The 21,037-nt window shown below is 63.0% G+C and carries 23 protein-coding genes; 10 read left to right on the forward strand and 13 right to left on the reverse strand.

What is annotated here, in order from left to right; all coding sequences use genetic code 11:
* Positions 1–102: 102 nt before the first annotated feature.
* Together ACFE72_RS02840 and ACFE72_RS02845 are read right to left on the reverse strand one after the other, a co-directional pair.
* Positions 103–939 (reverse strand): enoyl-CoA hydratase family protein, encoded by an 837-nt coding sequence (locus ACFE72_RS02840; protein ID WP_375411538.1) that lies wholly within the window; start codon positions 937–939, stop codon positions 103–105.
* 151 nt (positions 940–1,090) lie between these two features.
* A complete protein-coding gene (locus ACFE72_RS02845; RefSeq protein WP_375411539.1) occupies positions 1,091–1,852 on the reverse strand; it encodes an SDR family NAD(P)-dependent oxidoreductase in 762 nt (253 codons plus the stop codon).
* Between the two features lie 135 nt (positions 1,853–1,987).
* On the opposite strand from ACFE72_RS02845, the gene ACFE72_RS02850 reads away from it, so the two are divergent.
* The 5 genes from ACFE72_RS02850 to ACFE72_RS02870 all read left to right on the forward strand — a co-directional run bounded on the left by ACFE72_RS02850 (position 1,988) and on the right by ACFE72_RS02870 (position 7,948).
* The gene (locus tag ACFE72_RS02850) at positions 1,988–2,815 is read left to right on the forward strand and encodes an alpha/beta fold hydrolase (protein WP_375411540.1); all 828 of its coding nucleotides are present in this window, start codon (positions 1,988–1,990) and stop codon (positions 2,813–2,815) included.
* 17 nt (positions 2,816–2,832) lie between these two features.
* Entirely contained in the window at positions 2,833–4,098 is a 1,266-nt protein-coding gene (locus ACFE72_RS02855; protein ID WP_375411671.1) for an acyl-CoA dehydrogenase family protein, read from the forward strand.
* A gap of 148 nt (positions 4,099–4,246) precedes the next feature.
* The gene (locus tag ACFE72_RS02860) at positions 4,247–5,761 is read left to right on the forward strand and encodes a class I adenylate-forming enzyme family protein (protein WP_375411541.1); all 1,515 of its coding nucleotides are present in this window, start codon (positions 4,247–4,249) and stop codon (positions 5,759–5,761) included.
* A 112-nt stretch (positions 5,762–5,873) separates the two neighbouring features.
* Complete coding sequence (locus tag ACFE72_RS02865; protein ID WP_375411672.1) at positions 5,874–6,968, forward strand: NAD/NADP octopine/nopaline dehydrogenase family protein; 1,095 nt, start codon at positions 5,874–5,876, stop codon at positions 6,966–6,968.
* Positions 6,965–7,948 carry a 3-hydroxybutyryl-CoA dehydrogenase gene (locus tag ACFE72_RS02870; protein WP_375411542.1) on the forward strand — a complete coding sequence of 328 codons (984 nt, stop codon included), beginning with the start codon at positions 6,965–6,967 and terminating at the stop codon, positions 7,946–7,948. The genes ACFE72_RS02865 and ACFE72_RS02870 overlap by 4 nt, the downstream gene beginning before the upstream one ends.
* Before the next feature lie 45 nt (positions 7,949–7,993).
* Here the strand turns inward: ACFE72_RS02870 and ACFE72_RS02875 are convergent, their stop codons facing one another.
* Positions 7,994–9,040 carry a peptidase M29 gene (locus tag ACFE72_RS02875; RefSeq protein WP_375411543.1) on the reverse strand — a complete coding sequence of 349 codons (1,047 nt, stop codon included), beginning with the start codon at positions 9,038–9,040 and terminating at the stop codon, positions 7,994–7,996.
* 114 nt (positions 9,041–9,154) lie between these two features.
* Positions 9,155–10,144 (reverse strand): ABC transporter substrate-binding protein, encoded by a 990-nt coding sequence (locus tag ACFE72_RS02880; RefSeq protein WP_375411544.1) that lies wholly within the window; start codon positions 10,142–10,144, stop codon positions 9,155–9,157.
* A gap of 154 nt (positions 10,145–10,298) precedes the next feature.
* On the opposite strand from ACFE72_RS02880, the gene ACFE72_RS02885 reads away from it, so the two are divergent.
* A complete protein-coding gene (locus tag ACFE72_RS02885; RefSeq protein ID WP_375411545.1) occupies positions 10,299–11,648 on the forward strand; it encodes a malonyl-CoA decarboxylase in 1,350 nt (449 codons plus the stop codon).
* Positions 11,649–11,795: 147 nt separating this feature from the next.
* Here ACFE72_RS02885 and ACFE72_RS02890 read toward each other — a convergent pair whose 3' ends face one another.
* The 9 genes from ACFE72_RS02890 to ACFE72_RS02930 all read right to left on the reverse strand — a co-directional run bounded on the left by ACFE72_RS02890 (position 11,796) and on the right by ACFE72_RS02930 (position 18,854).
* A complete protein-coding gene (locus ACFE72_RS02890) occupies positions 11,796–12,563 on the reverse strand; it encodes an ABC transporter permease (RefSeq protein ID WP_375411546.1) in 768 nt (255 codons plus the stop codon).
* Positions 12,560–13,345 carry an ABC transporter permease gene (locus tag ACFE72_RS02895; RefSeq protein WP_375411547.1) on the reverse strand — a complete coding sequence of 262 codons (786 nt, stop codon included), beginning with the start codon at positions 13,343–13,345 and terminating at the stop codon, positions 12,560–12,562. The genes ACFE72_RS02890 and ACFE72_RS02895 overlap by 4 nt, the downstream gene beginning before the upstream one ends.
* Positions 13,342–14,181 carry an ABC transporter ATP-binding protein gene (locus ACFE72_RS02900; protein WP_375411548.1) on the reverse strand — a complete coding sequence of 280 codons (840 nt, stop codon included), beginning with the start codon at positions 14,179–14,181 and terminating at the stop codon, positions 13,342–13,344. Before ACFE72_RS02900 ends, ACFE72_RS02895 begins: the two co-directional genes overlap by 4 nt.
* 62 nt (positions 14,182–14,243) lie before the next feature.
* Positions 14,244–14,507, reverse strand: a complete 264-nt coding sequence (locus ACFE72_RS02905) for a DUF3297 family protein (RefSeq protein ID WP_375411549.1) — start codon at positions 14,505–14,507, stop codon at positions 14,244–14,246.
* Positions 14,504–14,980, reverse strand: a complete 477-nt coding sequence (locus ACFE72_RS02910; protein WP_375411550.1) for a glutathione peroxidase — start codon at positions 14,978–14,980, stop codon at positions 14,504–14,506. The genes ACFE72_RS02905 and ACFE72_RS02910 overlap by 4 nt, the downstream gene beginning before the upstream one ends.
* A gap of 30 nt (positions 14,981–15,010) precedes the next feature.
* On the reverse strand, positions 15,011–16,411 hold the full coding sequence (locus ACFE72_RS02915) for an amidase family protein (RefSeq protein WP_375411551.1): 1,401 nt from the start codon (positions 16,409–16,411) through the stop codon (positions 15,011–15,013).
* A 74-nt stretch (positions 16,412–16,485) separates the two neighbouring features.
* Positions 16,486–17,052 (reverse strand): c-type cytochrome, encoded by a 567-nt coding sequence (locus tag ACFE72_RS02920; protein ID WP_375411552.1) that lies wholly within the window; start codon positions 17,050–17,052, stop codon positions 16,486–16,488.
* Between the two features lie 107 nt (positions 17,053–17,159).
* Positions 17,160–18,467: a PQQ-dependent sugar dehydrogenase gene (locus tag ACFE72_RS02925; RefSeq protein ID WP_375411553.1), complete on the reverse strand. Its 1,308-nt coding sequence runs from the start codon at positions 18,465–18,467 to the stop codon at positions 17,160–17,162.
* Positions 18,468–18,596: 129 nt separating this feature from the next.
* Entirely contained in the window at positions 18,597–18,854 is a 258-nt protein-coding gene (locus ACFE72_RS02930; RefSeq protein WP_375411554.1) for a DUF6894 family protein, read from the reverse strand.
* Here ACFE72_RS02930 and ACFE72_RS02935 point away from each other — a divergent pair.
* The 4 genes from ACFE72_RS02935 (at position 18,835) to pqqC (ending at position 21,035) form a co-directional block, all read left to right on the forward strand.
* Positions 18,835–19,140 carry a hypothetical protein gene (locus ACFE72_RS02935; protein ID WP_375411555.1) on the forward strand — a complete coding sequence of 102 codons (306 nt, stop codon included), beginning with the start codon at positions 18,835–18,837 and terminating at the stop codon, positions 19,138–19,140. The two genes, ACFE72_RS02930 and ACFE72_RS02935, sit on opposite strands and share 20 nt — an antisense overlap.
* A gap of 2 nt (positions 19,141–19,142) precedes the next feature.
* Entirely contained in the window at positions 19,143–19,223 is an 81-nt protein-coding gene (pqqA, locus tag ACFE72_RS02940) for a pyrroloquinoline quinone precursor peptide PqqA (RefSeq protein WP_072824652.1), read from the forward strand.
* A gap of 121 nt (positions 19,224–19,344) precedes the next feature.
* On the forward strand, positions 19,345–20,274 hold the full coding sequence (gene pqqB / locus ACFE72_RS02945; protein ID WP_375411556.1) for a pyrroloquinoline quinone biosynthesis protein PqqB: 930 nt from the start codon (positions 19,345–19,347) through the stop codon (positions 20,272–20,274).
* Positions 20,271–21,035, forward strand: coding sequence for a pyrroloquinoline-quinone synthase PqqC (gene pqqC, locus ACFE72_RS02950; protein ID WP_375411557.1), 765 nt, complete (start codon positions 20,271–20,273; stop codon positions 21,033–21,035). The genes pqqB and pqqC overlap by 4 nt, the downstream gene beginning before the upstream one ends.
* The last annotated feature ends 2 nt before the right edge of the window (positions 21,036–21,037 follow it).

A 21,037-nucleotide genomic window follows, 5' to 3' on the forward strand; every position in this document is an offset into this window, starting at 1 on the left:
TATCCGATTACTTTAAACCTAAAACATTTTAACGGCAAGCCCGCGCCGGTTTCCCCGCTCTGCAGCGCACCGCGCTACTGCGTCCGGGACACGCAAATTGATTCAATTGCCTTGAAACGCCGGCTTCACCTTGTTCGAAAACGCCTCGAACGCCCGTGCAAAGTCCTCCGTGGTCATGCACAGCGCCTGGGCTACCGCCTCGGCCTCAATCGCTTCCTCCACCGACATCGCCCACTCCATGGCCAGCATGCGCTTGGTCATGGTATTGGCGAAGGCCGGGCCTTCGGCGATCTGTTTGGCGAGCAGCTGCGCCTGCGTCAGCAGGTGCTCGTGCATGACGATGCGGCTGAAGAAACCCCAGCGCTCGCCCTCCTCCGCCGTCATGAAACGCCCGGTATAAAGCAATTCCGACGCCCGCGACTGACCGACGATGCGCGGCAGGATCGCGCAGGCGCCCATGTCGCAGCCGGCCAGGCCCACCTTGTTGAACAGGAACGCGACCTTGGCGCCGATGGCGGCGAGCCTGATATCGGAAGCCATCGCGATGATCGCGCCTGCGCCGGCGCAGATGCCGTCGACGGCCGCGATCACCGGCTGCGGACAGGCCCGCATCGCCTTGACCAAATCCCCGGTCATGCGCGTGAATGCGGTGAGGCCCTTGGTATTCATCCGCACCAGCGGCCCGATGATTTCAAACACGTCGCCGCCGGACGAAAAATTCCCGCCGGCGCCGGAAACCACGATGGTTTTCACCTCATCATCAAAAGCACAGGCGCGGAAGAAATCCGTAAGCTCGCGGTAGCTCTCGAACGTCAACGGATTCTTCCGTTCCGGCCGATTCAACGTCACGGTGGCGACGCCGTCGACAACCGCAAGCAGAAAATGGCTCGGCGAATAGTCCGCCAGCGGCAGTGTGACGGGATTGGCGGGTTTGCTCATGGGATCTCCAATCCTAAAGGCGACCCGTCATGCGCGGGCGGGACCGCGCGTCCATCTTGCAAGAATCTTTCGACAAGGATGGATTGCCGGATCAAGCCCGGCAATGACGATTGAGGCGGGTTCTGACGCACGACAACAACGCATTTCTCGATCAAATCTCCCCGCCGGCGACTGCGATGGCCTGGCCCGTAATCGCGCCGGCGCCATCGCCGCACAGCCATAGCACGGTGTCGGCGACCTCCGCCGGGGTGACCAGGCGTCGCTGCGGATTATGCTTTGCCAATTCGGCCAAAGCCTCGTCACGGCTGCGCTTGGTCTTGCGCATGATGGTGTCGATACTTGCGGTCAGCAGGTTCGTGTCCGTGAAGCCGGGACACACCGCGTTGACGGTTATGCCGCTGGTCGCAAGCTCCAGTGCCAGCGAACGCACCAGCCCCACCACAGCGTGTTTGGCGGCAGCATAAGCGCTGACATAGGCGTAGCCTTTGAGGCCCGCGGTCGAGGCAACGGCGACAATGCGCCCGCGACCGCGCGCCTTCATCGACGGCAGCACCGCTTGCGCCGTATGAACCAGGCCAAAAAAGTTAACGTCGATCATGCGGCGGAACAGCGCCGCATCGGATTTTGCGAACGGCGCCGATTCGGCCGCGCCCGCGTTCGCCACCAGAAGATCGACCGGTTGCCGCGCCGCGACTGCGATCGCCGCCGCGTCGACGGCTGCCTGGTCGGCGACATCGGCCACGGCGACAAAATGCGCAAAACCGGCGGCGACGACTTCCTCGAGCGCCGCCCGATTGCGGCCCAGCACCGTCACCGTTGCGCCCGCGCGCGACAGCGCCGCCGCCGTCGCGCGACCGATGCCGCTGCCGCCGCCCGTCACCAGCGCATGCGATGAGCGGGACTGTTCGGACATGCATCAACATCCTTTTGCGGGTCGCCAACCCAATATATTTTAAGCTTAAAATTTTTGCAAGAACGGCATGGAACCGCTTTGCATATGATGGCGGCCTGTTAGACTGACCGCCATAGCCAATATCGTGGAGATCCCGTGTCCAGCCCCGCTGCCCTGACAACGAAAGACGGCCGCTTCGGCTACGAAGCCGCAGGCGCGGCCGATCGGCCGCCGCTGGTGTTCCTGCATGGTATCGGCGGCGCTGCCCGGGTCTGGCGCGGCCAGTTGAATTATTTCAAGGACCGCTACCACGCCATTGCGTGGGACATGCCCGGCTATGGGGGATCCGCACCGCTTCCATCCGTCAGCGTTGCCGCGCTCGCCGACGCTTTGAAGGATTTTCTCGCCGGCGTCGGCGCAACCAAACCGGTCCTTGTCGGACATTCGATCGGCGGCATGATCGTGCAGCAATTGCTTACCCACGACCCGATCATCGCGGCATCGGTGGTGTTGGCGCAGACCAGCCCCGCATTCGGCAAGCCGGGTGGCGATTGGCAGAAGGAGTTTCTCGACGCCCGTCTTGGCCCGCTGGAGCGCGGCGAGACGATGGCGTCGCTGGCCCCAAAGCTCGTCGCCGATCTCATCGGCGACGATGCCGATCCCGCCGGCGTCGAACTCGCGCGCGACTGCATGGCGTCGGTGTCAGAGCCGAGCTATCGTGCCATGATGATGTCGATGCTTGGGTTCGATCTGCGCAAATCGCTGGCGCAGATCAGGGTTCCCACGCTGGTCATCTCCGGCACCAAAGACAAGAATGCACCCGCGCCGATGGTGAAGAAAATGGCGAGCTTCATTCCAAACGCGACCTATGTCGAACTGGAGGGGGTCGGGCACCTGGTTGCGCTTGAACAGCCTGGTGAATTCAACGCGGTCCTCGATGATTTTCTCCGCATGGTCTCGCCTGCCACGGGAACCGACGCGTGACCGGGCAAACTGCCGTCATGACTGGCTCGGTCAGCGTGGTACCGGACGCGCCCATCTTCGATCCCAGCGCGTTTCGGCTCAACGACGAACAGGCCGCGATCATCGCCATTGCTCGCGGGCTTGGACAGACCGTGTTCGCAGGCCGTGCCGCGGACTACGATCGCAAGGCCGCCTTTCCGACGGAGAATTACCGGGATCTGCACCGCGCCGGCCTGCTCGGCATCGCGATACCGAAACAGCATGGCGGCCTCGGCGCCGATTATCGGACCTACGCCATCGCGGCCGCCGAGATCGGCCGCTACTGCGGCGCCACCGCGCTGACCTGGAACATGCATGTCTGCTCGACGCTGTGGTCCGGCCCGCTCGCCGACGATCTTGAAATGGACGCCGCGACCCGCACCGAACACGAGGCGCGTCGTGCGGTACATTACCAACGCATCGTCGATGACGGCGCCATCTATTCGCAGCCGTTTTCGGAAGGCGGCGCCGCCGCGGCAGGCGGCGTCGCCTTCGGTACCGAAGCAGAACCGGTCAAGGGCGGATGGATCGTCAACGGCAAGAAGATTTTTGCATCATTGTCGGGCCATGCCGATTATTATGGCGTGCTGTGCACCGAGATCGCGGAAGGCGAGAAGGCCTCGCGGCGCAACACGCTGTATCTTGCGCTTCCTGCGAAAGCCGATGGCATTTCCGTGGTCGGCGACTGGGATCCACTGGGCATGCGCGGCACGGTGTCGCGCACGCTCCTTTTCAAGGATGTATTTGTGGCCGAGGATGCCGCGCTGATGCCGCGCGGCGTATATTTCCAGGCGGCTCAGCGCTGGCCGCATATGTTCCTGACGCTGTCGCCGACCTATATCGGCCTGGCGCAGGCCGCTTACGATTTCACGGTGCGTTATCTGCGCGGCGAAATGCCGGGTACGCCGCCGGTGAAGCGCCGAATGTATCCGACCAAGCAGATCGCGGTCGCGCAGATGCAGATCAGACTGGAGCAGATCAAGGCGGTCTGGTTTCAGGCGGTAACCGAGGCCGGCCCCAATCCGACCAAGGAGCAGGTGCTGCGCGCCTACGCCGCGCAATATTCCGCGATGGAGGGCGCCAACGAAATCGCGACGCTGGCGATCCGCACCTGTGGCGGCCAGGCGATGCTGAAATCGCTGGGCTTGGAGCGCATCTATCGCGACAGCCGCTGCGGCTCGCTGATGCTGCCGTGGACCGCCGAACTCTGCCTCGACCGCATCGGCCGCGAGGCGTTGTACGAAAACGGCGAGACGGACGCGTGAATTTGTTGACGCCGTCATCCCGCGGAGCGGCGTCTTCGCCGCGTCTCGAAGAATACAGCGATTTGTGGCCCATCGTTCGAAACGCGCGCGAGCGCGCTCCTCCGGATGAGGTCGTACTTGTTGAAAGATTTGCAGGACGTCGCTGACCTTGGACCTCTCCGATCTCATCGCGCGCCACGCGGCGTTTACGCCGGACAAGCCCGCGACCATTTTTGAGGATCAGACTCTCAGCTATCGGGCGTTTCACGCGCGCATCGAGCAAACCGCGCGCGCCTTGAATGCCGGATGCGGCGTCGGCCGCGGCGACCGGGTCGCGATCCTGAGCCTCAATCGGCCGGACTATCTGGTGCTGCTCTATGCCTGCGCCCGGCTCGGCGCCATGCTGGTACCGTTGAACTGGCGTCTTGCCGCCGCGGAGCAATTGTTCATCCTGTCCGACGCCTCGCCAAAGGTGCTGGTGCTCGAACAGGCGTTCGCGGAAATTCTGCCCGCGCTCGCGCAAAGCTTGCCCGGCACCCTCGCGGTCGGCCTGGATTTCACCCCGCCGCAGGGTTACAGGTTCGGCGTGCTGCCGGCGCAGGCGCATGGCGCCAGCCGCGGTCCGCAGGTCGATCTCTGCTGCCCGCTGCTGATCGTCTACACTTCCGGCACCACCGGAAGGCCCAAGGGCGCGGTGCTGCGGCAGGAGGCGCTGCTCTGGAACGGCGTGATGAGTCAGCACATGCATGGCCTTAATCCGGACGATCATGTGCTGACGGTGCTGCCGTTCTTTCATGTCGGCGGGCTCAACATCCAGACCACCCCGGCGCTGCATGCCGGCGCCACGGTGACGATCCATTCGCGTTTCACGGCCGACGCCGCACTTGCGGCGATCGCGCGCGCGCGACCCACACTGACGGTGCTGGTACCCGCGACCATCCAGGCCATGACCGATCACCCGGGCTGGGCAGCCACCGACCTGTCCTCCCTGAAAGCGGTTTCCACCGGCTCGACTATCGTGCCGCCGCACCTGATCGAACGCGTTGTTGCGCGCGGCGTGCCGGTGCTGCAGGTCTATGGTTCGACCGAAACCTGCCCGATCGCGGTCTATACCCCGCTCGGCGGCGATCTCAGTCGTGCCGGCTCCGCCGGCCTCCCCGGCCTGTGCTGCGAGGCGGCGGTGTTCGATGACAATGGCATCGAATTGCCGCCGGATACCCCCGGCGAAATCGCAGTGCGCGGCCCTAACGTGTTCTTCGAATACTGGGGCAATGAGGCGGCGACGCGGAAGGCGCTCCGCGACGGCTGGTTTCGCACCGGCGACATCGGCCGCCGCGACGCCGATGGTTATTTCTTCGTGCACGACCGCAAGAACAATATGATCATCTCCGGCGGAGAGAACATCTATCCGGCGGAAATCGAACGCGCGCTGCTCGAACATCCCGATGTCGCCGATTGCGGCGTGATCGGCAGGCCCGATCCCAGATGGGACGAAGTGCCGGTGGCTTATGTGATCCGGCGCGCGGGACGCCAAGTTGAGGCGGCGACGCTGACGGCGCACCTATCGGCTCAGCTCGCCCGCTTCAAGGTGCCGCGCGAATTCGTGTTCGTCAAGGAACTGCCTCGCACCGCGCTCGGCAAGGTACAGCATTTCAGATTGAAAGAGATGGCGGGCGAGGAATGACTGCATTAACCCACGGTCGTCATGCCCAGCCCTGTGCCGGGCATCCACGTCTTTCTGTTTCGCGAAGTGAAAGACGTGGATGGCCGGGACAAGCCCGGCCATGACGAGGCAAATGCGCATCGCGGTGCTCGGCGGGGGCAACGGCTCGTTCGCGGCCGCGGGCGATCTTGCGCTGCAGGGCCACGAGGTGCGGCTGTGGCGGCGCGATAGCAATATAGTGGACGCGCATCGCGATGCCGGCTCGCGCATCGTCGTCAAGGATGCCAAAGGCCGCCGCGAGGTACGGCTCGCGCTGGCCACGACCGACATCGCCGGGGCGGTCCGCGGCACCGAGATGATCCTGTGCCCCGCCCCTGCTTTTGCGCAGCAGGATATCGCGGCCCGGCTTGCTCCGCATCTCAGCGATGGACAGGTCGTATTCCTGCCGCCCGCGACATTCGGCTCCGTCATTTTTGCGAAAGCCGCACACGACGCCGGCAATCATGCCACCGTCGCATTCGCCGAAACCGGCACCCTGCCCTGGCTGGCGCGCAAGCACGGCCCGCTCGAAGTCGCCATCGCCGTCCGCGCCAAACGGCTGCCGGTCGGCGTGTTCCCGCTAACAGATGCCGATCATGCGCTCGGTGTCATCGGACGTGCGTTTCCCGGCGTCGTCGAACCCTGCGGTGACGCGCTGTCCGGCGCATTGATGAATGCCGGGCCGATCATCCATCCGCCGCTGATCGTGATGAATGCCGGACCGATCGAGCATTTCGAGCGCTGGGATATCCACAAGGAAGGCACGCAAGCATCGATCCGCCGCGTCACCGACGCGCTCGACGCCGAGCGCATCGCGGTGCGCGAAGGTCTCGGTTATGGCGCCCCGCACTTTCCGCTGGCGCATCATTACGCCCGCGAAGGAGAGGAATGGATGTATGGCCGCGACTCGCATGGCCGGCTCACCGATTCCGGCGACTGGCGCGAGCGCATCGTGTTGGCGGAGCATCGCTATATGCGCGAAGACCTGCGCCTCGGCCTATCATTCCTGGTTTCGGTTGCCGGACTTGCCGGCGTCTCCACGCCGCTGGCAAGATCGTTCCTCGCACTCGGCGGCGCGATCTGCGGCGAGGATTTCATGCGGAGCGGACGGACGCTGCAAAGTCTCGGGCTCGGGGGCCTCGATCGCAGCAGCCTGCAACAGCTGCTGCGCGAGGGTTTTCGCCGATGACCGCCCGCCCCGCCATCGCCTGCCTCGGCGCCGGCCGCATGGGCCGCGGCATCGCGGTGGCATTCGCTTATGCCGGTCACCAGGTCATGCTGATCGACGTCAAGCCCCGGTCTGCAAAAGAGTTCGCAAAACTCGAAAGCGAGGCGCTTGGCGAAATCCGCCGAACGCTCGGAAGTCTCGCGCGGTTGGGTCTTCTGACCGACGGCGACGCTGATGCTGTCGCTTTACGAGTCACAGTGGCGCCCATGCAAAACAGCGCCGCTGCGCTTGGCGGCGTCGCGATCGTGTTCGAGGGCGTCCCAGAGTTGGTTGAGCTCAAGCGCGAGGTACTGGCGGCGGCCTCGAAACTTGTCCGCCCCGAAATCATCATTGCGTCCACCACCTCGACGATTCTTGTCGATGACATCTCCAGCGCCGTCGAGCGTCCCCGGCGCTTTCTCAACGTACACTGGCTCAACCCCGCCTATCTGATCCCGCTGGTCGAGCTGTCGCCAGGCGCCGCGACCGATCCCGCGATCATCGGGCGCGTCAAGGCATTGCTCGAAGGCATCGGCAAAGTGCCCGTCGTGTGCGCAGCGACGCCGGGCTACATCGTGCCGCGAATCCAGGCGCTCGCCATGAACGAAGCCGCGCGGATGGTGGAGGAAGGCGTCGCCAGTCCTGAGGATATCGACAAGGCGATCAAGTATGGCTTCGGCTTCCGCTATGCGACCATGGGCCTCCTGGAATTCATCGACTGGGGCGGCGGCGATATTCTTTATTATGCCAGCCGCTATCTCGAAGGCGCGCTGCACAGCGACCGCTATCGCGCGCCCGAGGTGATTTCACGCAACATGCAGGAAGGCCGCATCGGCATGCGCACCGGCGCCGGTTTCCTCGATTATGCCGGCAAGGATATCGACGCCTATCGCGAGCAGCGTCTCGCGGCGCTGGTCGATATGCTCCGGCATTTCGGCCTGGCGCGGCCCCCGGTGCTCTGACTTTGGTCATGGCCGGGCTTGTCCCGGCCATGCGAACTTGCGGGTTCACTCGAACGCATCCTGCAACACGCCGTCGCGCACGACCGCAGTGCCATCGAGCTCGATGGTGGTGCCCATCACCGGCAAATCGAAATGTCCCGCGGTGTAGCGGCCGGCGAATTCATTGGCTCCCGTCGAGAACAGGAAATTTCCGGCAACCGCGCGCAGTTCGGTGCCGTTGGTATCGCGCTGGTCGTACATCGCCAGCGCCTCGTAGCGCGCTGCGGGATTCATGCCGAAACCGACATGGGACACTGCGTAGGCTTCGCGATCGCCCCACGCCGCGAGATAGCGGCGCATCAGCTCGGCGTCGGTACCTTCGCCCGCAAGCTCGGTAACGTAGTCGTTTGTCAACGTCATCCTGATCGGCGAGGTGAGGTATCGCTTGAAGGTGAGGTTGATGTCGCCCGGCGCCATCACCAGCGTGCCGTTGACGGTCCTGGCTTTGGGGAAGCTGACCACGATGCCGCCCGGCCAATGCGCCAGCGTGCCAGGCCTATCGGTCCACCCCCACACGCCGACCGTCGAGGCGCCGGTCATGTCGATGTCCAGATCGGTACCGGCCTTGGACGTCACGCGCATGCGGCGCGTGGCCCGCAACATCTTCGCAGCCGCGCGCACTCGCGTCTCGAGCGCCGGGTCGGGCCGCATCCGCTCCAGCGCTTCCGGATGTTCGTTGGAAATCACCAGAATGCGCGCGCCGGATTTAAGTATCTCCGGCGTTTCCGCCGCATGCATCAGCCCCTCGATGGTGCAATCGACCACGAAGCCCGCCTGTCCCAGCGCCGCGACCACCGGCGCGAGGCGCTGGATCGCCTCGGAGGCGCCGGTAGATCGCACCGGCACGATCTGGCTGTTGCGCGGCGTCGGGACGACGATGTGAAACGGTTTTGCGCCCAGCCGCAGCAATGCCAGTTCGGCGAGATGGACGTTGAGCGCGCGCGACTGGGTTTCCGACAGAATCGCGGCGGTGTCGCCGCGCCTGACCGCGCAACGCTCGAAGATCTCGCAGAAGGCGTCGATCCACTTCGCCTCGATGCGATCCGCAAGCATGGGTGTCTCCAATTCGCGCGTAGGATGGTTGAGCGCAGCGAAATCCGTCATTCTAGGTGACGTGTTGCGATGAGTTTCGCTGCGCTCAACCCATCCTACGTTCGCCGCTTGCGCCTACTTAATCGGCGCGACGATGGTCGGATGCTTGAACTGCCCGACATCCATTTTCTTTGGCAACAGTCCGGTTTCGGTGAAAGTATCGTACATGATCTGGATCGCGGGAAAATTCGGCGCGGCGCCGGGGTCTCGGCCGAAATCATTGTCCTTGAGCAGGTAGGTTTCCAGCACCGGAAGCGGCGCCTTCATCACCTCATTGACAACCTTCAAGGTTTCATCGCGATTCTCCAGCGCCTTTTTCATGCCGAGCGTGATGTCGCGGACATAGGCCTTTGCCACGGCCGGATTCTGGTCGACCAACTCCGCGCGGCAGGCCTCGAGGATGTGAACGATGTTCTTTTGCTGCTCCGACAGTGAAAACAGCCTGCGCACCCCGCCCTTGGCTTCCGCGCGGGCTGCGAACGGCTGGTTCATTACGGCCGAATCGACACGGCCCGAGCGCAACGCGTCCTCCGAAAGCGAGAAGCCGATTTCGACCAGCTTGATGTCTTTCTCCGGATCAACGCCGTTTTGCCTCAGCAGGATCGCCATCGGCCCGTAGATGCCGGAGCCGAGCGTGTTGATGGACATCGTCTTGCCTTTGAGATCGCCGATGGTCTTGATCGGCGAATCATCCTTGACCGCCCAGTACACCGAGAAGCCGCCCGGCTTTTCGAACACGTGCTGGGCCACGATATATGCTTTAAGGTTTCCGTTTACCGCTCCCTGCGCCAGTGCCAGCGGCGACTGCGTGGCGCAGTCCAGCGCTCCCGCCGCCAGCGCCTGCGTCATTGGCGCCGTTCCCTGGAACTGCACCCATTCGATAGTGTAGGTCTTGCCGATGTCCGGAAATTCCGCCGGCCGCTTCATCATCCAGTATTTCGATTCTTCCGCAGGGATAGTCCAGCCGACGCGGATCGTCTGCTGCGCGCTGGCCGAGGTGGCGACCATCAGCGCACATATCGCCGCACCGGCCGCGATGCCACGCTTGAATGCGTATCCGATCATCTTAAATCCCCCAGATTCCATTTCCCCGCGATGGTCGCTCGCTGGGAATTGCCTTCAGCAACTCTTTCATGCCTCAAATGCTCGCGCAATACGCTTTCGAGTGCGGTATATTGGCTTGACGTGGCGCGCTGCCGGCCACTCGGGATTGGTGCTCATGAGCAACGACTTCTTCTCCGACCTCCTCGCCTCGATTTCCGAACGCGGCCGCACGCTGCTGCGCCGCGCCGGTCCGTCGGACGCCGGGCAGGACGCGTCCGATCTGATCGAACTGTGCGACGCGCTGCTGTCCGGCGCCGGCGAAGCGTCGGGCACCGCGATGGCGCGTGAGGTGCTGGATCGTTACGGCGACCTCGACGAGGCCAGCCGCATTTCGTTTTTCAAGACCCTGGCGCACGCCTATGGCCCCGACCAGGAAAGATTGCGACAAGCGATCGAGGCCTGGCGCGCGCGGCCGACCGGTGACGGCGCCAGCGACCTGCACTTTGCGTCGGAACCGCGCCGGCAGGAGTTGTTCCGCCGCCTCAATCGTGCGCCGGGCGGCACCGGCCAACTGGTCGCGCTCCGCGCCGATCTGCTCGACGTCAAGGACGGCCATAAGGATCTCGCCGCGCTCGACCGCGACGTCGTGCATCTGCTGTCATCGTGGTTCAACAGGGGGTTTCTGGTGCTGCGAAAGATCGACTGGTCGACGCCGGCCATCATTCTGGAAAAGATCATCCGTTATGAAGCGGTGCATGAAATCCGCGACTGGGACGATCTGCGCCGCCGTATCGATCCGGTCGACCGGCGCTGCTACGGATTCTTTCATCCGGCGCTGGTCGACGAACCGCTGATCTTCGTCGAGGTCGCGCTGACCGAGCAGATTCCCGGCGCCATCGCGCCGCTGCTTGCCGAAGATCGGCAGCCTGTTCCGATCGAGCGCGCCCGTACCGCGGTATTCTACTCGATCTCGAACTGCCAGCGCGGGTTGGGCGGAATTACCTTCGGCAATTTCCTGATCAAGCAGGTGGTGGAAGAACTGCGGCGCGAACTGCCGAAGCTCGACATTTTCGTGACGCTTTCGCCGGTGCCGGGCTTCATGCAATGGCTGAAAAATGCGGAGGACCTTCCGCTGTCCGAGGACGACCGGCTGCTGCTCGACAAGCTGGCGCAGCCCGATTGGGCCGCCGACCCGCAACTGGCGGCGCAACTGCGTTCCCTGCTTGAGCCGCTTGCCGCGTATTATTTTCTTAAAGCCCGCACGGCGAAAGGCCGGCTGATCGATTCGGTGGCGCGGTTTCATCTCGGCAACGGCGCAAGGCTGGAACGGATCGACTGGCTCGGCGACGTCTCGCCGAAAGGATTGCGCGAGTCCGCCGGTATCATGGTCAACTATCTCTATCGTCTCGAGGATATCGAGAAAAACCACGAAGCTTATGCAAACCAGGGCGAGGTCGCGGCGTCGAGCGCGGTAAAGAAGCTGCTCAGGGGCGAGCGGCGCTTGCTGGATATGCGGTCGTCGTAGACCTTCCTATTGTCGTCCCGCAAAGGCCGGGGTCCATAGCCACCGGCGCATCGGCCCCAAGCGGAGCTGTTGCAACGCCTGTTCGATCATAAACGCCGGTTATGGGGCCTTGCCTGCACAGGGACGATGGGTTGGGGCCGGCGCCGCTCACGCCTCCGGAAAGCCGCGCAGCAGAACCGTCCGCACGCCGTGCAGCAGGCCGTTGAGGATCAGTCCCAACAGCGAGATCGTGATCAGCGGCACGAACATGTCTACCGTCTGGAACGTTCGTGCAGCGGCGACCAGAAGGTGCCCGAGGCCGTCGGTCGAGGTGATCATCTCGGCCAGAAATACCACGATGCAGGAGATCACGAGGCCGATCCGGCAGCCGGTTAGGATCGACGGCATCGCCGCGGGAAGAACGATCTTGAACAATATCTGCCCGCGCGGCGTTCCCGCGGCAAGCGCCGACCAGATCAGCTTCTGTTCCACCGTCGAGGCGCCGTAGTAGGTCGACAGCAGGATCGGAAACAAAGCGTCGGCGGCGACCAGCGTAATCTTGGACGCGTGATCGAAACCCAGCAGCAGTAAGAGCGCCGGATAGAGCGCCACCTTCGGCACCGGCGCCAGCACCCGCACCACCGGCCTGACCACGGCATTGATGGCGGGGTTCACCGCCGCAGCGAGGCCGATACCGACGCCGAGCACCACGGCGATCGAGAATCCCGCGAACAGTCGAAACAGCGTCGCGCCGATTTCGTGCAGGAATCCACCGGAGACAAGTTGCTGCGCCAGGCGCATGAATACCAGGCCGGGCGGCGGCAGCAGGGACGCCGGCGCATAGCCGAATGCGGTGATCGCCTGCCACAGCGCGACCAGCAACGCGATCGGCGCGACGCCGAGCAAAACATCGGCCGACAACCTGCGCGCATTCACGAGAAGCTCACGGGAAGGTCGAAGCGCGGCTCGGACCATTTGACCAAGGCGCGGCGCAGCCTTTCGAAGGCTGCATCGAGAAAGATGCCCATGGCGCCGATGATGATGATCATCGCGAACACGGTGTCGTACTGCGCCATGTCCAGCGCATTGAACAGAATATTTCCGGCGCCGGACTGCCGCGCGATCATTTCGCTGGTCACCATGGTGATCAGCGCCAGCACAAGTCCGGTGCGGCACCCGGTGAGGATTTCCGGCAGCGCCGCCGGCAGCACGATGCGCGCCATGCGCTGCGCCGCCGACATTCCCATCGCAGCACCGGACCACAGCATCTTCTCTTCCACCGCCCGCGCGCCTTGAAAGCTGTGATAGATGATCGGCAGGCTGACGCCGAGAAAGATCACCAGCGTCTTGGAGACGTCGCCGACGCCGAGCCAGAGCATGATCACCGGCATCAGCGCCGCCTTCGGCACCGGATAGATCACCATCAGCAGCGGATTGAAGAACGATGCCACGGCGCGGCTGCGCCCCATCATCAGCCCCAGCGGAATCGCGAGGATCACCGCAAGGCCGAGACCGATCGCCATGCGCCGAAGCGATGCAAGAATGTTGATCAGGTCGCCGCGGTCGCCGAGGATCGCCGGGATGGCGCGGATCGCGTCCAATGCCGACGGGAAACTGTCGGCCGCAAGGACAAGTGCGGCGACCTGCCAGATGCCGAGCAGCCCGGCGACGGCGAGCAGCGGCGCCGACTTTAAGACCAGGGCGCGCGTGGCGATCACGGATGCATCTCGTCGACACCGGTGTCGTCGATCAGCCCCTCGATATCGACGACGTATTTCTGGTAGCGCGCATCGAGCAGCAGTTCGGCGCGGCGGCGCGGGCGCGGCAATTCAATCTCGACAATCGCCTTGATGCGGCCCGGCGCCCGCGTCATCACCACGACCTTGTCCGACAGGAATACGGCTTCATCGACCGAATGGGTGACGAACAGCACGGTCTTGCGATCGCGCTCCCAGATGTTGAGCAGGTCGTTTTGAAGCCGGGTGCGGGTATGCGCATCCAGCGCGCCGAACGGCTCGTCCATCAGCAGCACCGCCGGCTTGTAGGCCAGGGTGCGCGCGATGGCCACGCGCTGCTTCATGCCGCCGGACAATTCCTTTGGGTAGAAGTTCTCAAACCCCTTGAGGCCGACCATCTCGATCAGCCGCCGGCTCTGCGCTGCTGCTTCCGCGCGCGGCACGCCCTGCTGGCGCAGGCCGTACATGACGTTGCCGAGCACGTTTTTCCAGGGAAACAGCGCGAATTCCTGAAACACCGGTCCACGATCGGGACCGGGACCGGTGATCGCAGCGCCCTTGGCCTTTGCCACACCCTCGGTCGGACTGACAAAACCGCCGACAATATAGAGCAGCGTCGACTTGCCGCATCCGGATGGTCCGAGGATCGAGACGAAGGCACCCTCTCCGATAACAAGCGAAATATCGGAAATCGCAAGGTGGCTCTGGCGGCCGGAGGCCTTAAAAATTTGCGACACATGATCGATTTCGATCATGGCAGCCGCTGTCTCAGACGCAGACCTGGTCTCGACGTCAGGGCGCAGCGGCAGCACGTTCATTCAAGCGTCTCTTTTGGCTGATCTGGACCGACCATAACTGCCGCGGCGCTGCAATAACAGGGTCAACCCTCACCGCGATAATACGGCTCGACCGGACCGTGGACCTTGATGGTGAGCGGATTGCCGTAGCGGTCCTTGGCGGATCCGGCGGTCACGCGCACCCATCCTTCGCTGACGCAATATTCCTCGACGTTGGTCTTCTCGATGCCCTTGAAGCGGATGCCGATGTCGCGCGCGAGCAGGTCGGCGTTGTAGTACGGGCTTTTGGGGTCGGTCGACAGGCGATCCGGCAGTTGGTCATTCGTCGCGTCGTTGTTTTCGTTCACAGCAGTGCCTCGATTTCTCTGGTGAGACTTTCAGGTCTTACGGTCGGCGCATATCGTCCGGCAACCCTGCCCTGACGATTGATCAGAAATTTGGTAAAATTCCACTTGATCGAGGGGCCGAGCAATCCTGCCCTCGCGCTCTGCAGATATTTATACAGCGGGTGGGCGCTGACGCCATTTACATCGATTTTCGCGAACACCGGAAACGTGACGGCATAATTGCGCGTACAGAATTGTTCGATCTGCTCCGCATTGCCGGGTTCCTGACCCCCGAACTGATTGCACGGAAACCCGAGCACCGAAAAGCCGCGCGGTGACAATTCGTTATGAAGCTGTTCCAGACCCTTGTATTGCGGCGTGAATCCGCAAGCGCTGGCGGTATTGACGATCAGCAGAACCTGACCCTCGAACTGCCGGAGGGGTGCTTCCTGGCCGCCAAGTGTCACAGCCAAAAAATCAAAAACCGTCGTCATCGTCTTCCTGCATCCCGCATCGGTACAAATTTAGCCGGCGGGATCGACCGGCGACGCCGGCGTTCCCGCAGCCTCGATGGCCTCGCCCGCCGAGAGGCAAAGATCCTCGCGGTAGCGGCCGGAAACGACCTGGACGCCGACCGGTACGCGTCCGACCAGTCCCGTGGAGACCGTCAGCCCAGGCAGCCCCATGAAGGGAATGCCGATCTGCGGCATCTGCGCGCGCCATACCCGCGCGAACGACGTCTCGTCGCGCCGGTCGAGCCCATCGGTAAATGGCAGTTCGCCGGATACCGGCATCAGCAGCACGGCGTAGGTCTCGAAGAATAGCTGCCATTCCCGCGTCAACGTCGCGCGCCGCACCAGCGTCCTGGAGAAGGCGGCCGCATCGAAGGGATGAACTTTCGCGCGGTTGCCCCGCAAGCACGCCAGCGCGCCGGGATCGCCCTCGCGCTCGGCCGCGTCCAGTTGCGCCTCATAACCATCGCCGAGCCACAGCCTTGTTTGCAGCTCCGCCGCTTCGCGCAGCGGCGGCGTATTTTGAATTTTCTCAACCGTCCATCCGGCGCGCTCCAGCCGTTTGCCGGCATCGGCGACGGCAGCCTTTACCTCAGCTACGGGCTCAAGACCGTCCGGTGCAAGACACAGCGCCGCCCGCTTCGCTCGTGCCGGCCCTTCGAGCGGTGCCGGCACCCACCACGGATCGCGCACGTCCTGTTCCGACATCGCCGCGAGCGCAACCTTAAGATCGCCGATGGTTCGCGCAAGCGGGCCCGATACCGCCGAGATCTGCGGACCGATCGTGCGCTCCGGCAGCGACGCATTGAAGGCGGCGACGCGGCCCAGCGTCGGGCGTAATCCATGCACGCCGCAGGCATAGGCCGGATAACGGATCGAGCCCGCAATGTCGGTGCCATGCGCGATGTGGCCGATGCCGGCCGCGACCGCGGCCCCGGCGCCGCCGGATGAACCGCCCGGCGTGATGCCGGGATCGCGCGGGTTCTTGGTGTCGCCATGGATCAGGTTGGTGGTGAACCAGCGATAGGAGAACGCCGGACAGTTGGTGCGGCCAAGGATCACGGCGCCCGCTTTGCGCAGATTGTCGATCACAGGGCTGTTGGTCTTGGCGATGACGTCGCGCTGAAGCTTGAGGCCGTTGGTGGTGGCAAAGCCCTGCTGGTCGATGTTGACCTTGACGGTGACCGGCACGCCCGCCAGCGGACCCACATGTTCACCACGCGCGATCGCCGCGTCGATGGCCTCGGCCTGTGCCAGCACGTCTTCCGGCCAGTGGTCGACGACGGCGTTGATCTTTGGGTTGACTGCATCAAGCCGGGCCAGCGCTGCGGTAGCCGCATCCATCGCCGACAGCTTTTTCGACCTGACCAGGATGGCAAGTTCTTGAGCCGGCAGACGCCAGATATCCTGCATCGAAAAACTCCGTGATCGGCCCGAGTTGTAGCGTCGCGCCGACGACAGCGCCAGCGGCGGCCGCGACGGCGATGTCAGCGCAGCCGGGCGAGGAAATAGGCCAGATCGGCGATCTGCGCTGCGGTCACCGGGGCCATCACGTCGGCCATGCTGCCGTCATAGCCGTGGCGGCGGTTGTCCTTGTACTCGCCGAGCGTCTTGGCGAGATAATCCTCGCGCTGGTTGGCGATGCGCGGGACATTGTCCTTGCCGGAAAAGTCGGCGTTGTGGCAGGTGTTGCAGCGATGCTGCTGCGCCAAGGCCTGTGCGCGCGCCATCCGCGCCGGATCGCCGGGATCGGCCGACAGCGCGGGCTTCGGCAATTTGGCGAGAAAGTCGGAAAATGTGCGAAGGTCGTCGTCGGTAAGCGGCTTCGCCATCTCATTCATCGGCTCGAAAACGCGCAGCTTCTCGCGAAACATGAACAGTTGGATCAGCGCATAAGGCGCCTGCTGCGCGCCCAGCGAAGGGGTATTTTCCGTCTCGGACTGCCCCTTTTCGCCGTGACAGGCAAGGCACGGCGCCACGCGTTCTTCGAACGTTTCGGCATATGCGGCGAAAGCAAACGCCACCAACGCCAGCGCCGTTATCATCTTTTTCATCGGTCGGTCCCGGCAATTCCGCCATTGCGAGGAGCGAGGCGACGAAGCAATCCAGTTTTGCGGCCGCCGGATTGCTTTGCTTCGCTCACAATGACGATCTTGGCCACCTAATGCGCCGCCACTTTCTGCTTGCCGTAGGTGACGCGGTACACCGCGCCGTTCCAGTCGTCGGAAACCAGCAGCGAACCGTCCTTCATCTGCATCACGTCGACCGGCCGGCCGATGTACTTGTTGTCTTCCAGAAAGCCGGTGATGAACGGCTCCATGGATTTCACCGTGCCGTCCTTGTTCAGCTTGACGACCATGACGTCGCCGCCGACTTTCTTTGACCTGTTCCACGACCCGTGCCGCGCCACGATAATGGCGTTCTTATAGGTCTTCGGAAACATGCTGCCGGTGTAGAACCGCATGCCGAGGGCTGCGGAATGCGGACCCAGCAGGCCGACCGGCGCGGTGTAGTCGGCGCAGGATTTTCCCCAACCGAATTCCGGATCGACGATATTGCCCTGCAGGCAATACGGCGCGCCGAAATGTTCGCCGACCTTGGTGAGGCGGTTGAGTTCGTCCTCGGGAACGTCTTCGGACATCCAGTCGCGGCCGTTGTCGGTGAAGTAGAGTTGCTTGGTTTCCGGATTCCAGTCGAAGCCGACGGTGTTGCGAACGCCACGCGCGATCACTTCTGCGCCGCTGCCATCCAGATTGATTCGCCGAATCTGGCCATGGGCGTCGTCATGCAGCACGTTGTTGCCGGGCTGGCCGACCGGAACATAGAGCTTGTTGTCGGGCCCGACAGCAATGAACTTCCAGCCATGGGCTTCATCCTTGGGCAGGTCGTCATAGATCATCGTCGGCTTCGGCGAACCGTCGAGATTGTCCTCGACCTTTTCGATCTTGGAGACCTTCGAGAGTTCGGCGATGTAAAGCGTGCCGTTCTTGAAAGCGACGCCGTTGGGCCGATAAAGACCCGAGGCCAGGGTCTTGACCGATCGTTTGCCGTCCTTGTTGGAGATGGCATAGACGTTGCCGACGAGGCGGCTGCCGACGAACACGGTGCCCTTGTCGCCTTCGGCCAGCGAACGCGCGTTCGCCATCCCAGCCGCATATACCTCGATGTTGAAGCCGGAGGGGACCTTGAGTTTCGCCGTCGGCAGCTTGTCCGCAGCGGCGGCGATCGGAGGCGGAGCGACCGGCGCCAGTTTGGCCGCCGCTTCATTGTCGGCCGGACGCCCGATCAGTGGCGAGCCAGGGGGAAGCGCAGGCGCCGCGGCCGGTACAGGCGCTGCGGCCGGTGCAACCGCTGCCGGCGCCGGTTCCGCAGCCGGAGCCGGAGCCGCGGGCTGCGCCGCGGCTCCGAGCGTAAACGCACCGAGAAAAGCACCCGCGAGCAAAGCGCGGCCTGCGGTCGAGTAGATCATGTCAATCCTCCCTTGCGTGGAAGTCCTTATCCGGGCCGAACGAACGGCAGTGGCCTTCCTGTTCGCACTCTCCAATATTTTGCCGTTGCTGTGCAATGAAAACATCAAAGCGGGCACGCGCTGCCATCTTCAGTGCCTGGTCTCGGCATCTTCAGACGGATTGAGGATGGCTTCGGCAAACGGAAATTCCATGACGATCTCGCCGTCGTCGTCCGTCACTTCCAGAATCGCATTGAGCAGGCTCGCCTGCCCACCTTCGGCTTTCAGGATCTCTCGAATCGTGGTCCGCGCCACGTGCCAGGCATGATCGGGATCCCGTAGATCTTCCCCTTCGGGGTCGAGGATCAATTCCTTGTCGATACGGGTGTTGAAGAAATATCGCGGCATCAGGGACACCAGGTTCGAGCCAACAACTGCCGCGCGGGACACCGAATACGACATTCAGGTATTCATTGTCGGTCATATGGCCGCGGCTGGAACCGCAGAAATTATCGCAACGCAGCATTATAATATGGAACTGGTTGACTACACAGGGAAATCGTCAAGACAGCAGCAATTTATTTTGCAACGCAATAAAACCTTGCGACAAAATTATTCACTGGCGAACTTCCAGAAGCGCATTACTTTATCTGAGAGGGCGAACATCGTTCCCCATCAAGAAGAAGGAGACTGAAAATGTCCTGGAAGACGCCGAAGATCGTCGAAGTGCCGGTCGGCATGGAAATCAACATGTATGCCTGCGCGGCTCGCAAGTAGGCGCCTGCGTTAGAACGCATTCAACGGAGGTGGTCTGCACCTTGCGGTGATATTCCTCGTCGGAATTGCACCCAGGCGGCAGCCCACCTCCGAAATGCTTTCTCCGCCCCGGAGACGGGTCATGCTCCGCATCGTCGTTCTGGGAGCCGCGGCAGGGGGCGGTGTTCCGCAGTGGAATTGCGGTTGTCGGGTCTGTAACGCATCGCGGACCGCGCGGCCCGAGCTTCAAAGCAGTCAGGCCTCGATTGCGATCAGCGCCGACCGCGAACATTGGTTCCTCATCAACGCTTCGCCTGACTTGCGCCAGCAATTGACCGCGACGCGGCAGCTTCATCCACGCGCCGGAAGCCTTCGTCATAGCCCGATCGCCGGCGTCGTCCTGACCAACGGCGAAGTGGATGCGGTCGCCGGACTGCTGTCGATGCGCGAAGGCTCGCCATTCGCAATCTATGCCCATCCGCGCGTACTCTCGATCCTGAAGGCCAATAGTATCTTCAACGTGCTCAGCGAGAAAAACGTGCAGCGCCAACCCATTTCAATCGGCGAGGTGTTCGAACCGGTCCTGCCGAATGGCGGACCGTCCGGCATCGAAATTCTACCCTTTGAGGTCGCGGGCAAGCGCGCGTGGTACCTGGAAGGCAAAACCCACCCGGCTGGAGATGACGGAGAAGGCGACACGCTCGGCCTGCGCATCAGCGACAAAGCGACCGGCAGACATTTCTATTTTCTGGCCGCCTGCGCGCAGGTAACGCCGGAGTTGAAACAGCGCCTTGGCGGCGCATCGCTGATTTTCTTCGACGGCACGGTTTGGCGCGACAACGAATTGATTGCGGCCGGCCTCGGCGCCAAGACCGGACAGGCCATGGGACACATTTCGATGTCCGGAGAAAACGGCGCAATCGCGGCGTTGACCGATCTCGGCATCGAGCGGAAGATTTTTCTACATATCAATAATTCCAACCCGGCGCTGCTGCACGACTCCCCCGAACGCAGGGCTGCCGAAGGCGCCGGCTGGGAGATTCCCACCGATGGCATGGAGATCGCACTTTGAACGCAACGATCGCCCTCTCGCCTGCCGAACGCGTGCCGCTGCAAAACGCGGAACAGCTCGAGGCGAGGCTGCGCCACATCGGCGCGACCCGTTATCACAGCCTGCATCCGTTCCATCATCTGCTGCACGGCGGCAAGCTCAACAAGGGACAGGTCCAGGCCTGGGCGCTAAACCGCTACTACTACCAGAGTACAATTCCCATCAAGGATGCAGTGGTGATCTCGCGGTTCCGCGACCGGGGCATCCGCCTCGAATGGCGGCACAGAATCGAAGATCACGACGGAGACGCCGACACCGAAGGCGGCATCGAGCGCTGGCTGAAACTGACCGAAGGGCTGGGGCTGGATAGCGCTTACGTCGAGTCCGCCGAAGGCATCCTGCCGGCGACGCGTTTCGCGGTCGATGCATATGTCCACTTCGTCCGCGACAAGACGCCGCTCGAAGCCATCGCCTCCTCCCTTACCGAACTGTTCGCGCCGAACCTGCATGAAGAGCGGATTTCGGGAATGTTGAAGCATTACAGCTTCGTCAATCCCGACATCATGCGCTATTTCAGCCGACGCCTGGAACAGGCTCCGCGCGACGCCAATTTTGCCCTGAAATATGTCAGGGAGCATGCGACCACGCCGGCGGAACGCGAGGCGGTGTGCAACGCTCTGATCTTCAAGACCAACGTGCTATGGGTTCAGCTCGATGCGCTGTATCATGCCTATGTCGACGGCCACGTCCCGCCGGGCGCATTCGTTCCCGCGGCAAACTGAAG

Origin of the sequence: uncultured Bradyrhizobium sp., from assembly GCF_964252615.1 — a bacterium.
GTDB lineage: Bacteria > Pseudomonadota > Alphaproteobacteria > Rhizobiales > Xanthobacteraceae > Bradyrhizobium.